At 70.1% G+C, this 12,438-nt stretch carries 11 protein-coding genes; 2 read left to right on the top strand and 9 right to left on the bottom strand.

The features are described from left to right. Positions 1–169: 169 nt before the first annotated feature. The 3 genes from ABTZ94_RS21670 to ABTZ94_RS21660 are packed head-to-tail and all read right to left on the bottom strand — an operon-like array spanning position 170 to position 2,192. Positions 170–436 carry a DUF8847 domain-containing protein gene (locus ABTZ94_RS21670; RefSeq protein WP_351202691.1) on the bottom strand — a complete coding sequence of 89 codons (267 nt, stop codon included), beginning with the start codon at positions 434–436 and terminating at the stop codon, positions 170–172. Further along, positions 433–1,209: a TetR/AcrR family transcriptional regulator gene (locus tag ABTZ94_RS21665; protein WP_351202690.1), complete on the bottom strand. Its 777-nt coding sequence runs from the start codon at positions 1,207–1,209 to the stop codon at positions 433–435. The genes ABTZ94_RS21670 and ABTZ94_RS21665 overlap by 4 nt, the downstream gene beginning before the upstream one ends. A gap of 47 nt (positions 1,210–1,256) precedes the next feature. Further along, positions 1,257–2,192 carry an AurF N-oxygenase family protein gene (locus ABTZ94_RS21660; RefSeq protein WP_351202689.1) on the bottom strand — a complete coding sequence of 312 codons (936 nt, stop codon included), beginning with the start codon at positions 2,190–2,192 and terminating at the stop codon, positions 1,257–1,259. A gap of 180 nt (positions 2,193–2,372) precedes the next feature. Here ABTZ94_RS21660 and ABTZ94_RS21655 point away from each other — a divergent pair, with 180 nt between their 5' ends. Both ABTZ94_RS21655 and ABTZ94_RS21650 read left to right on the top strand, forming a co-directional pair. Then, positions 2,373–3,494 (top strand): ferritin-like domain-containing protein, encoded by a 1,122-nt coding sequence (locus ABTZ94_RS21655; protein ID WP_351202688.1) that lies wholly within the window; start codon positions 2,373–2,375, stop codon positions 3,492–3,494. A gap of 168 nt (positions 3,495–3,662) precedes the next feature. Further along, positions 3,663–4,508: a hypothetical protein gene (locus ABTZ94_RS21650; protein ID WP_351202687.1), complete on the top strand. Its 846-nt coding sequence runs from the start codon at positions 3,663–3,665 to the stop codon at positions 4,506–4,508. Between the two features lie 59 nt (positions 4,509–4,567). On the opposite strand, the gene ABTZ94_RS21645 is transcribed toward ABTZ94_RS21650, so the two are convergent. From ABTZ94_RS21645 to ligD, 6 genes are all read right to left on the bottom strand, one after another. Then, positions 4,568–5,617, bottom strand: coding sequence for an amidase family protein (locus ABTZ94_RS21645; RefSeq protein WP_502967283.1), 1,050 nt, complete (start codon positions 5,615–5,617; stop codon positions 4,568–4,570). Between the two features lie 22 nt (positions 5,618–5,639). Next, positions 5,640–7,097, bottom strand: coding sequence for a peptidoglycan D,D-transpeptidase FtsI family protein (locus tag ABTZ94_RS21640; RefSeq protein WP_351202685.1), 1,458 nt, complete (start codon positions 7,095–7,097; stop codon positions 5,640–5,642). 76 nt (positions 7,098–7,173) lie between these two features. Next, the gene (locus ABTZ94_RS21635; protein WP_351202684.1) at positions 7,174–8,553 is read right to left on the bottom strand and encodes an FtsW/RodA/SpoVE family cell cycle protein; all 1,380 of its coding nucleotides are present in this window, start codon (positions 8,551–8,553) and stop codon (positions 7,174–7,176) included. Positions 8,554–8,792: 239 nt separating this feature from the next. After that, entirely contained in the window at positions 8,793–9,122 is a 330-nt protein-coding gene (locus tag ABTZ94_RS21630; protein WP_351202683.1) for a zinc ribbon domain-containing protein, read from the bottom strand. After that, positions 9,119–11,281 carry a HEAT repeat domain-containing protein gene (locus tag ABTZ94_RS21625; protein ID WP_351202682.1) on the bottom strand — a complete coding sequence of 721 codons (2,163 nt, stop codon included), beginning with the start codon at positions 11,279–11,281 and terminating at the stop codon, positions 9,119–9,121. The genes ABTZ94_RS21630 and ABTZ94_RS21625 overlap by 4 nt, the downstream gene beginning before the upstream one ends. A gap of 228 nt (positions 11,282–11,509) precedes the next feature. Then, positions 11,510–12,409, bottom strand: coding sequence for a non-homologous end-joining DNA ligase (gene ligD, locus ABTZ94_RS21620; RefSeq protein ID WP_351202681.1), 900 nt, complete (start codon positions 12,407–12,409; stop codon positions 11,510–11,512). Positions 12,410–12,438: the final 29 nt, after the last annotated feature.

The raw sequence follows: 12,438 nt of genomic DNA, 5'->3' as shown, positions 1-12,438 counted from the left end.
ATCACCATGGCTCCTTCCCCAAGCTCTCGGCTGCGCTCGAGCAGGGGAGACCCCATCTGCCTCAATCCTCCGCCTCGCAGCTGCACGCACCCAGCCCCGCTCCTTCTCCCACCCCCCATTTGCCGGTCGGTCTTAGACCGGCCGGCAGATGGGGGGCGGCCCCGCACCCTCAGTCCGGCTTCGACCAGGGCCACTTGGGGCTGTGCCGCTCACGGCCCTCGGGGGCGTACTCGTACACCCAGCCGCGCGGGATCCCCAGCCGCTTGGAGTGACCGGCCGGCACCCGGCGGTACGCGTACACGGTGGCGGGCCCGCCGTCGGCGGCCGGTACCGGGACTTCGTACCACTTGGGCGGATGGCCGGTCGGACCGACGAGTACGGGCAGTACCCGCCCGTCCAGGGGGCCGCCGGTGAAGGGGGTGTTCTCGCTTCTCACCGCCCCAGTCTGACCGATCTGCCCTCGGGCAGCAGATGGGCAGCCCCGCCGGCCACCGGGATCAGCCGTTCCGCCAGCCGTCCGGCCGGACCTGCGGCGGTCTCCAGCGGCAGCATCTCGGCCACCGTCGACGCGGTCTCCGGGTCCGTCGCCGCCGTCGCGGCCAGCAGCGCGATCAGCTGGTCGACCAGCCAGTCGCGCAGATCGGCCGCGGCGGGCTGCTTCCCCTCGTCCAGCCAGATCAGGGACGCCGCTTCGACGGCCGCGATCCAGGTGCGCACCATCATCCGCAGCCGGGGCCCGGGCTCGGCCCCCACATCCGCGCCGCCCCGGCCCAGGTGCAGCAGGAACTGCTCGGCCGCCGCCCGCCGGACCTCGTCGACGATCGCGGTCGTACGCGAGGTCTCGACGACGCTCCCGCCGCGCAGCAGTGCGCTGAAGCCGGCGTCGTGCTCGTCCACGAAGGCGAGATATCGGTCGAGTACCCGCAGCACCCGCTCGGTGGGCGGCCCCACGGGCGGCTCACTGAAGCACAGGATCAGTTCCTCGGCGGCGGACCTCAGTGCCGCCTCGTACAACTGCTGCCGCCCGCCCGGGAAGTAGCGGTACACGAGCGGGCGGGAGACCCCGGCGACCCTCGCCACCTCGTCGAGTGAGACCTCGTCGGGGGCCCGGTGCGCGAACAGGGTGAGCGCCGCACCGAGGAGCTGGGTGCGGCGCTCCTCGACGCTGAGCCTTCGGTACGCACGGGTCGGCGGCGCGGCAGCGGTCATGCCACGAAGCCTAAGCGCTCCGCCTGAACGGGCAACGGGGCGTCGGCTCAGGCGAGCAGGCCGGAACTCTTCCACAGCCTGCGTCCCACCCCGTTGAGTACCCCGATGTCGTCCAGAAAGTCCGTCAGCCGCTTCGCGCCGCTCTGCATGATCTCCGCCCGGTGGCCGCTCGCCTTCACCTGGGCGACGGCCTCGCGGCGGTCCAGGCCGACGTTCTCGTACACCAGCGGGTTGACGAAGCAGACGGAGAAGACACGGGCCGCCTCGCCGCAGCTCACCCGGGTGAGCTCGCGCTCCCAGCGCGGGGCGGTCACCATCTGGCGGCGCAGCTCCTCGCGGGCGTACCGGACGTGCCGTGCCTCCTCGACGACATGGATGCGGGTCACACCGCGCACCAGTGTCTGGACGCGCTCGTCCGGGAACGTCAACCGCTGCATCCAGTCGAGAATCTCCTCGCCGAGCAGGGTCGCGGCGAACGAACCGGGCGTGGTGGAAATGGTCTTCAGCACGCGCGCGAGGTTGTGATAGACGCGCGGCACGGGATAGTCGGGCGACCCGCTCCACTTGATCATGCGGCCGAACATCATCGAGTGCCGGCACTCGTCGGCTATCTCGGTGAGTGCGTAGCGGACGTGGTTGCTGGTCACCGGCTTGTCGTAGATGTGCCGGACCAGCAGCTGCATGAGGATGATCTCGAACCAGATGCCCAGTGAGGCCAGTGACGCCGCCTCGTGCCTGGTCAGGTCCAACCGCTGCTCCTCGGACATCCTCCGCCACAGCGGGGTGTCGTAGAGCGAGACGAGCTCGGGCGGCCAGAACCACTTGCCGTCCTCGACCGCCGAGCCCCAGTCGAGTTCCTTGTCCGGATCGAAGGAGTGCTTGGCCGAGGATGCGAGCAGCCGCTCGGCGAGCTGCTCGCGGTCCCGGAGCGGGCCGAGTGCATCGCGAAGCAACTGCACATCGCGTTCGGTCACTGTCGTCATGGCTGGAGGCACCTCACACATGGGTTACCGGCGGTCACTCCTTATGAGACTCTCTGTCAGCAAGGTCGTCAATCCCTTGCGCACGACTTGTTGACCCGGCGTCTACCAACGTGTGAACCTGCCAACTGACGCAAGTTTCAGTGGACTTATCGGAGCACCCAAGGCGAAAGGGAGTCGTCCGTGTCGACACACGCCCTCTACACCACCGCCCCCGACACACCGCTGTGGCAAGTGCCCGCCTCCGGCGCCGCCCGCTTCAGCTGGGACTACGACGACGGCCGCGAACGCCTGCTCGCCCTCTACCAGAAGGGCAAGGACAAGCAGTGGGACGGCAACAAGCGCATCGACTGGTCCCTGGAGGTCGACCCCGCCGACCCGCTCGGCACCCCGGACGACGTCCTCCCCCTGTACGACACGCCGCACTGGGCGAAGATGACCGACAAGGACCGGGGTGAGCTGCGCAAGCACTACACCGCCTGGCAGTTCAGCCAGTTCCTCCACGGTGAGCAGGGCGCCATGGTCTGTGCGGCCAGGATCGTGGAGTCCGTCCCCGACCTGGACGCGAAGTTCTACTCCGCGACCCAGACCATGGACGAGGCCCGGCATGCGGAGATATACAGCCGGTTCCTGCACGAGAAGGTCGGGATGCTCTACCCGATCAACGACAACCTCCAGGGCCTGCTCGGCGACACCCTGCGCGACTCCCGCTGGGACATGCCCTACCTCGGCATGCAGGTCCTCATAGAGGGCCTTGCCCTGGCCGCGTTCGGCATGATCCGCGACACGACGACCAAGCCGCTGCCCAAGCAGATCCTCGCGTACGTCATGCAGGACGAGGCCCGGCACGTCGCCTTCGGGCGGATGGCGCTGCGCGACTACTACAAGCAGCTGAGCGACGCCGAACTGCGCGAACGCGAGGAGTTCGTCATCGAGGGCTGCTATCTGATGCGGGACCGGCTCAGCGGTGTCGAGGTGCTGGAGAACTTCGGCATCGGCAAGCAGGAGGCCGAGGAGCTCTCCGAGCACTCGGAGTTCCTGCAGCTCTTCCGCAAGCTGCTGTTCAGCCGGATAGTGCCGTGCGTCAAGGACATCGGCCTGTGGGGCGAACGGCTCCAGAAGGCCTATCTCGACATGGGCGTCTTCGAGCTCGGCGACTCCAGCCTGGACCTGCTGATGGCCCAGGACGAGGAGCTGGCCGAGCAACTGGACCGGGACCGCTTCGCGGCGGAGGAACGGACCAGGGTCGCCGAGGTCGAAGAGGCGATAACCCAGGGGGAGTCGAGCCCGTCCGGGGACCGGTGACGAAACGGCCGACGGGCGGAATATGACGACTCCGCGAAGATGTCGGTCACACCGCCGAGCAGGCTGCGCTGCAGACGCTCGTCCCTCGCGTACACCCGGAAGGAGACGCGGTCGCGGCGACGCTGTCGGTCCGGGTCGAAATCGCGTTCGCACGCGTAACGTGGTGCCATGACCATGCCACCGCAGCCGCCGCAGGGCCCGTACGGGCCGCCGCAGCCGGCACAGGGGCCGTACGGACCCCCGCAGCCCCCGCAACCCCAGCCCCAGTACAACCCGTACGCCGGGCAGAACCCGTACGGCCATCCGCAGCAGCAACTTCCGCCGCAAGGGCCGTGGGGGCAGCCCGGGGCTCCCGGTCTGCCAGGCGCGCAGCCGCCGAAGAAGAAGCGGACCGGACTCGTCATCGGGATCACGGTTGCCGTGCTCGCGGTGGTGGGCGGGCTCGGCTACGCCGCCTTCAAGCTGGTGGATGCCGGCAAGGCGGTCGCGGGCAGCTTCCCGCCGGCGGAGTACAGGCTCACCGTGGAGAAGAAGCTGCTGGACGGTGAGTTCACTCTGGCCGAGGACATGTCGCGGACCGAGGGCAAGGGGATCGAGGACACGTACGACCCCAGCGTCCGGAATCCGAAGGCGGCTGTCGCGCAGTACACCTCGTCCGAGGGCGGTGCGCTGATTCTGTCCGGGATGTGGGGGCAGCTGCGGAACCCCGAGTTCGCGCGGGGCAAGATCCTTTCGGGGGCCGCGGAGGCGGACGGTGCGACCCTTGCCGTACCCGCCAAGGAGTTCACGCCCGACGGATACGACATCACGGTCGAGTGCCAGGTCGTGCGGCAGAAGACCAGCGGCGTGTCGAGCAGCGTCCCCATGTGCGCCTGGGCCGACGGGAACACGGGCGCCATGGTCGCCGTGGTCACGCCCAGGACCGCGGCGCAGGACCCGCAGTCCATCGACCTGAAGCAAATGGCGGCGGACACCGCGAAGGTCAGGTCCGAGTCGCGCAAGCCGATCGGCTGATCAGTCCGTTCGGCCCGGGGCCGGTGCGGGCGTCGGCAAGGTCCGCCGGTCGCTGGATGTCATGGCCGCACAGTAGTCAGCGCGTTCTCCACCTCATGGGCCATGGCGAGCAGCGAGACGTCCGCCCCGCGCTCCGCGACCAACTGGAGCCCGACCGGGCAGCCGTCCGCCGTGAACCCGGCGGGCACACTCGCGGCGGGATGACCGCTGAGATTGAACGCCCAGGTCAGCGCGGTCGAGTAGAGCTCGCCCGGACCGTCGTGGCCGTGCGGGCGGTTGGGGGTGGTCGGGGTGAGCAGCAGAGGGGTACGGGCGAACAGGGCGTCGAGCCGGAGGTCGTTCTCGCGCCGGATCTCCGTGGCGGCCGGGGACGGCTCCCCGCCCCGGACCGCCTGCCACGCCTCTCGCGGGTCGAGCAGCTCGCACGTACGGTCCACGAGCCGCACCACCCCGCCGGCCACGAGCCGCCCCACCGCACGCCGGACGACCGACTCGACTTCCGGGTCGACCTCCGCGTACCCCAGGTCGGGGCCGAAGACGGCAGGGATCGGAAGGTCCGCCGTCGCCGGTTCGCAGCCGTCCAGGACACAGTGCAGGTAGGTCTGGGCGTGAGCCGCCGAACGGGTCAGCACCCCGGCGGAAGCGAGCCCGGACCGGTCGGGGGAGGGCAGCAGGCCATTCGTCGTCTTCAGGCCGAACACCCCGCACCACGCCGCCGGAATCCGTACCGACCCCGCCCCGTCGCTGCCGGTCGCCAGTTCCACCAGATCCGCCGCGACCGCCACCGCCGAGCCCGCCGAGGAGCCGCCGGGGGTGCGGCCGGGGTGCCAGGGGTTGATCGTGCGGCCGTGGGCGCCCAGCCCCCAGGTCTGCCAGGGCGTGCCGGGGCCGGGCACCGAGGTCGCGCCGACCGGGACGCCACCGGCCGCGATCAGCCGCCGGGCCGCGTACGAACGGATACCGGTCGCCCCCTTGACCGCGAACGGCCTGCCGGCCAACGGAAGTTGACGGGCCTGCTCCTCGGCGGCGAGCGCCCATTCGGGCCACACCTCGATGAACGCGCACAGGCGCGGATCCTCCCGCCCGATCCGGTCCAGCGCCCGGCCCACCCCGCCCGCATCCGCCACGCGGTCAGTCTCTCAGGGCCGCCTCCATGACGGAACGGGCGATCGGGGCCGCGCTGCCACCGCCGCTGATGTCGGCCCGGTTCGCGGCGGCGTCCTCGACGACCACGGCGACCGCGACGGCCGGCTGCGCCGAGTCCGGCGCCTGCGCCCAGGAGATGAACCAGGCGTAGGGCCTGCCCGAGTTGTCGATGCCGTGCTGTGCGGTGCCGGTCTTGCCACCGACCTTCACCCCGTCGATCGCGGCGTTGGACCCGGTGCCCTGCTCCACGACGTCGACCATCATCCGCCGCAGCTGCATGGCCGTCCGCGGGTTCATCGCCCGGTGGTAGGTGTGCGAGCCGTTCCGGTGCACGATCGAGCCGCCTCTCGTGGTCGTACGGTCCACCAGATACGGGTACTTGAGGTCGCCGCCGTTCGCCACGGCCGAAGCCACCATCGCCATCTGGAGCGGTGTCGCCGTCGTGTCGAACTGCCCGATCGACGAGAGCGCCAGCTGGTCGTCGCTCATCTCGGTGTCGAAGTTGCTCTTCGCCACCCTCGACGGGATCTTCAGCCCGGTGTCGTTGAAGCCGAACTTGCGCACCGCGTCCACCATCCCCTTCAGCCCGACCCGCACCCCCAGCTCCGCCATCACGGTGTTGCAGGAGACCCGGATCGCCTCGGCGAGCGAGGCGTTCTCACAGCCTTCCGCCTCATTGGGGAGCGTGGTCGTCGTACCCGGCAGCACATAGGGGGACGGGGTGTCGGTCTCGTCGTCGGGGTCGCTGACGACGCCCGCGTCGAGGGCGGCCGCCGCTGTCACGATCTTGAAGGTGGAACCCGGCGGATAGGTCTGGCGGATCGCCCGGTTGAGCATCGGCCGGCTCTTCGCCGCGTTCAGCTGCTGCCAGGCGTCGGTGACCGACGAACCGGTGCCGGAGAGCCGTCCGGGATCGTACGAAGGGGTCGAGACCAGCGCCAGGATCCTGCCGGTCGACGGCTGGACGGCGGCGACCGCGCCCCGCCGTCCGGCGAGCCCGTTGTAGGCGGCGCGCTGCATCGAGTCCTTGATGGTCGTGACGACGTTGCCGCCGGGCTGCTGGCTGCGGGTGATCTCGTTCCACAGGGGGAACGGGGCGAGCATCGAGTCGGTGCCGGAGAGGATGTCGTCCTCGGCGTTCTCGATCAGGGTCGTGCCGTACGTCTGCGAGGCGTAGCCGGTCACCGGTGCGTACAGCGGGCCGTCCTTGTACGTGCGCTCGTACTTGAGCTGCTCACCGGTGTTCTCGGTACCGGTGACGGACTTGCCGTCGACCAGGATGTTGCCGCGCGGCTGGCTGTAACGGGCGATCGTGAGACGGCGGTTGGCGGGGTTGTTGTCCAGGCTTTCGGCCTGGAAGACCTGGATGCGGGCGGCGTTCAGCAGCAGCGCCACGAGCAGCAGCAGACAGAGCGCGGCGGCCCGGCGGATGTAGCGGATCACGGCCTGGCCTCCGGGGCTCGCGGCGGGTACGGGATCACGGCTCGCGGGTACGGGATCACGGCTCGCGGGTACGGGATCACGGCTCGTCCTTTGCCATGGGCGCGATGACTCCGGTCTCCACATGGTCGGGGTGCGGTCTACGGGCCTGGTCGCTGACCCGGATCAGCAGCGCCACGATGATCCAGTTGGTGACGACGGACGAACCCCCCTGCGCGAGGAACGGCATTGCCATGCCGGTCAGCGGGATCAGTCCCATCACCCCGCCCGCGATCACGAAAACCTGGAGCGCCAGGATCGAGGCGAGACCGATCGACAGCAGCCGCCCGAACGGGTCGCGCAGGGCCAGGCCGGCCCGGTATCCGCGGGCGACCAGCAGCGTGTACAGCAGGAAGACCGCGGTCAGCCCGGTCAGGCCGAGCTCCTCGCCCGCGGTCGCCAGAATGAAGTCGGACTTGGCGGCGAAGCTGATGAGGATGGAGTGACCGAGCCCCAGCCCGGTGCCGAGCATCCCGCCCGCGGCGAACGCGAACAGCGACTGGGCCAGCTGGCTGGGGCCCTGACCGGCGTCGATGGAGGCGAACGGGTCGAGCCAGTCCTGGACCCGGCTGTTCACATGTGGTTCCAGGGAGCCGACGACGAACGCGCCGACGGCGGCGAGCAGCAGGCCCACCGCGATCCAGCCGGTCCGGCCGGTCGCCACGTACAGCATGATCACGAAGAGGCCGAAGAAGAGCAGAGACGTACCCAGATCGCGTTCCAGGACCAGCACACCGACGCTGAGCAGCCAGATCGCCACGATCGGGCCGAGCACCCGGCCGGTGGGGAGCTGGAGCTTCCAGATCCTGCGGCCTGTATGGGCGAGGGCACTGCGGTTCGCGGCGAGATACGCGGCGAAGAACACAGCGAGCAGGATCTTGGCGAACTCGCCCGGCTGGAAGGAGGATCCGCCGACCCTGATCCAGATCTTGGCCCCGTTCACCGCAGGGAAGAAGATCGGCACGATCATCAGGACCAGGGCGGTGGCGACCGAGAGATAGGCGTACCGCTGGAGCACCCGGTGGTCGCGCAGGAAGACGACCACCACGATGAAGAGCGCCACGCCGAGCGTGGACCAGATCAGCTGGGTGGGGGCCGCCTGATTCTTCGGCGTCTCCAGGTCGAGCCGGTAGATCAGCACCAGGCCGAGCCCGTTGAGCAGCACGGCGATGGGCAGCAGCAGCGGATCGCCGTGCGGGGCACGGAAGCGGACCGCGAGATGGGCGAGGAGGGCGAGTAGCCCCAGGCCCGCGCCGTAACCGGCCACATCGGGAGGGACCGCGCCGTTCCTGGCCAGCCCGACGGCGGCGTAGCCGTAGACGGAGATGAGGACGGCCCCGATGAGGAGCAGCAGCTCGACTCCGCGCCGCTTGCGCAGACGTAGATCGGGCGGGGGTGCGTCCGCCATCGTTGCGGTCATGCCACGCAACGTAGCAAGAGGTGGTGTCTATGTCCCTTATGTCATAGCGGGTATGTCTGCCGATATGTTCATCAGGGCCTGCCCGGCGGCGGTCGGCGTCGCGCGGTGTGACGCTGACGGCCCCTCATTCCTTGTGCTGCGGCCCGGATTCCACATCGGCGGTGAACCGCTGCTCGGTCAGCAGCTTGCGCTGCTTCTCCCACCCCCATGCGCCCGTCGGTCCTACTCACGCACACTCGCTAGGAGGGGTTGTGGCCCTGTCCGCCCGGTGCGTATCCCGGCTGTCCCTGGCCCTGTCCCTGCGCCTGCCCGAACGGATTGCCTTGCTGCGAGGCGGCATGCTGCGCCAGCAGCTGTTCGGCCTGCTCCTTCGGGATCTGCTGCTCCCCGCCGCAGAACGTGCACTGCGTCGCGAACTTTGTCGAGAACGGGAACAGCGGCACGAAGAACAGCGTGAACTTGGTGACCCGCTTGCGCAGCGTGTGCGCGGCCGGATTGCCGCACCAGCCGCAGACCATCGTCATGATGGCCAGTTGGTACAGATAACCCCGCGTACCGAAAATGATCACGTTGTGGGTCCCTTCCCCGTATTGCCCAGAAGCGCCTGCCGGCAGAACGCCAGCAGGTTTTCGTCCTCGTATGTGTCGTGGCTGCCGTATCCATCCATCGCGTTGTGACGGCGTACGGAGGCGAGCTCGGCGCGCAGCACATGTGCCACGTCCGACCCTGCACCAGCGACACCCATCCGCGCCAGACATTCAGCCACCCGGACCCGGACATGACGGTTCTTCTCCCAGGCCGCCAGGAGCACCGGCACGGACTCCTCGGCCCGTCCGGACACGTCCCACAGTGCGATCGCCGCATCCACCCGCAGCCACAGCTCCTCGTGCCTGAGCAGTGCGCGCAGCCGGGGCGCGGTCACCGCCGCCCGCGTCCCGAGCCTGCCCAGCGCGTTCACTGCGGAGCGCCGCTCGTGGGCCCGCTCCGCCTGCAGGCCCTCGATCAGCACCGGCAGCACGGCGTCGGCATCCCCGTCGATCGCCCACAGGGCCTGGGCCGCCTCCGTCGCCGAGGTGTTCCCGGGGCGGCGCAGCAGCGTACGCAGCTCCGGTACGGCACTGTGCGCCGCGGGCCCGAAAGAACCGAGCGCCCGCAGCGCCGCCGTACGCAGCCACTCGCCCCGGTACTCCGGTGCGTCGCGCAGCACCCGCAGCACCTCCGGCATCGCCTCGTGTGCCTGTAGCGCGGTCAGACCCGTGAGCAGCGGACTCGCCCGGTCGTACGCCCCCTCGTCGAGACGGACCTCGCCGAGCCTGCGGCGCAGCACAGCGGTCAGCGGGGCGGCTGCCGCCCCCAGACAGCCGATGGCGAACCCCACGTCGTGCGGCACCTCGGGCCGCTCCAGCGCGGCGGCCAGCGCGGGCACGGCGCGGGCATCGCCCAGCCTGGCCAGCGCCTTCACCGCACTGCCGAGCCCCGGAGGCCCGCTCGGCCAGTCCTGAACCCATGCGCCGGGGTCCGCCGCCACCCGCGCCGCAAGCGCATCGGCGGCGGGCGCGGCGAGCCCGAAGAGCTCCTCCAGTACATGCGCCGCGGCCTCGGCCAGCCGTGGCTCAGGGGTGGCGAGCTGTTCACCCACCAGCCGGACCAGCTCCTCGTACGAGCCGCGCCAGGCCCGGATCAGCCCGCTGCTCATCCGGAGCGCATCGATCCGCTGCTGGTGGTCGGGGCTGCGCAGCTGAGCCGTCAGCAGCGCCGTCCGCTCGGCGACCCGGTCGTCGAGCCCGACGTGCAGCGTCCGCAGCAGGTCCGCCGTCCAGGGGGCAAAACGCCCCGGGGTCTCCTCGTCGGACAGCGCCCGCAACTGCCCCACCAGGGTCACAGGCGCGGCCCGCTCCTCGACGGAAGGCTCCGGGGCCGCCTCCGAATGCGTGTCGACCGCCTCGGCCGGACCGGCCTGCGCATCGACCGCGGGAGCCGCCCCGGCCCGACGCACGGGCACCGAGCGCAGCTGCCGCAGCAGCCCCGTCACCACCCGTACGACATCACCCGGCAGCGCATCCGGTGCACACCGCGCCAGCTGGGCCAGCGCGGCCAGCCGCAGCCCCGGCCAGAACCCCTCACCGGCCAGCCGGGTCAGCCAGTCGGCTGCCTGCCCGGCCAGCTCACGATGGCGCAGAGCCACCCGCCCGGCGGCCTCGACCAGCGCGAGCCGTACCTCCTCGGCCGGCTCCACCGGCAACCGCTCCCGCAGCAGCGCGAGAACCCGCACGGGGTGGCTGTGGAGCGTGGCGAGTGCCAGGGGTGCGGCCAGCCGCACGCCCGGGTCCTCGTCGGCCATCAGCTCGAAGAACACCCCGGCGCCCGCGGTGACGGCGGTCGCCGCCATCGCGTAGTTCGCCGCGCCCTCGATCTCGTCCTCGTCGAACTCGTCCTCGTCGTCCCCGTCCAGATCGATGCCGCCGATGCTGGTGAGCAGCTCGACGATGCTGCCCCGGTCCTGAATCCCCGGATCCACGACCAGCTCGAAGAGAAAAGGAATGCAGGCCAGCGTGCAGGCGTACACATCGCCCTGGTGGTGGACGGCGCCGTACATGCCGTCCAGCGCCGCCTCGCGCTCCGCCGGATCGGCGGACGCGAGACCCCGCAGTATCGCCGGCACATCATCGGCAGGCCCGTAGGCATGCTCCATCGAGGCCCAGTCGACCTCGTCGATCCCTGCGAACACGCCATCGCCTCCCCACACAATTCCACGAAGCAGTGTCTGCGAGGAGTGTGCACCACGGCTTGGACGCTCCGCCCTCCACATGCGGTCTTTTCCTGACGGACATGACAAGATCGTCCGCTATGCGCCATGCGCTCGGGGGCGAATTTCGGACGTGTCCATCGACCGGTGCAATCAGCCCGTTTGGGGATCGAGGGCAGGACGGCGGTCACCCCCACCCGGACCCCCGCCCTACTGCGCAGCAGTCGGCAACCGCCGAGCCCGGTTCGGATTGACGAGCGGTCCCAGCAGGTCTCCGTACCGCTCCAGCCGTGCCCCCATGTCACCGGCCAGGAAGACCAGATTCCCCGGCGCCCGGCACTCTTCGATCTCCGCCCAGGTGACGGGCGCCGAGACGGTCGGTTCGGGCCGGGCGCGCAGCGTATAGGGCGTGGCGGTCGTCTTCGCCGCCGCGTTCTGGCTGAAGTCGACGAACACCTTCCCCGGCCGCAACGCCCGCGTCATCCGGTGTACGACCAGCTCCGGAAGGTCCTGTTCCGCCTCGACGGCCAGCCCTTTCGCGTACGCCGACACCCGATCGGCGGGGGTCGGCTCCAGCGGTACGAGCAGATGCAGCCCCTTCGACCCCGAGGTCTTCCCGTACGCGAGCAACCCGTCCGCCGCCAGCCGCTCGCGCAGCCAGAGCGCCACCGTGCAGCACTCCACCACGGTCGCGGGCGCGCCGGGGTCCAGGTCGAACACCATCCGGTCGGCGATCCCGGGCGCGTCGGCCTGCCACTGCGGGGTGTGGAATTCCACCACCAGATTGGCCGCCCACATCAGCGAGGCCAGATCCTGTACGACCACCTGTCTGGCCTGTCTGTCCTCATGGTGCGGCACAGCGGTGGTCCGTACCCAGGACGGCGTACCCGGCGGCGGATTCTTGGTGAAGAAGCGCTGCCCGTCCGGCCCGTCCGGATAGCGCAGGAAGGACACGGGCCGGTTGTGCAGATGGGCGAGCAGGGCCCCCGCCGCGGTGGCCGCGTAGTAGTGGAGCACCTCGCCCTTGGTGGTTCCCGTGGCCGGATACAGCACCTTGTCGAGATTGCTGAGCGCCAGCCGCCGCCCCTCCACCTCTGTGATCGGCGTCATACGATAAGAATCACACCTTTCCAGGATCA

Source organism: Streptomyces sp. NPDC002785, from assembly GCF_040295565.1.
Classification (GTDB): domain Bacteria; phylum Actinomycetota; class Actinomycetes; order Streptomycetales; family Streptomycetaceae; genus Streptomyces.
Note: the sequence above shows the minus strand (reverse complement) of the source record. Positions and strands in the feature narration are given on the sequence as shown.

Bases quoted from the DNA above. Each gene is read 5' to 3' on its own strand.
- ABTZ94_RS21665 (WP_351202690.1), bottom strand. From the start codon at position 1,209: ATGACCGCTGCCGCGCCGCCGACCCGTGCGTACCGAAGGCTCAGCGTC.
- ABTZ94_RS21660 (WP_351202689.1), bottom strand. From the start codon at position 2,192: ATGACGACAGTGACCGAACGCGATGTGCAGTTGCTTCGCGATGCACTC.
- ABTZ94_RS21650 (WP_351202687.1), top strand. From the start codon at position 3,663: ATGACCATGCCACCGCAGCCGCCGCAGGGCCCGTACGGGCCGCCGCAG.
- ABTZ94_RS21635 (WP_351202684.1), bottom strand. From the start codon at position 8,553: ATGACCGCAACGATGGCGGACGCACCCCCGCCCGATCTACGTCTGCGC.
- ligD (WP_351202681.1), bottom strand. From the start codon at position 12,409: ATGACGCCGATCACAGAGGTGGAGGGGCGGCGGCTGGCGCTCAGCAAT.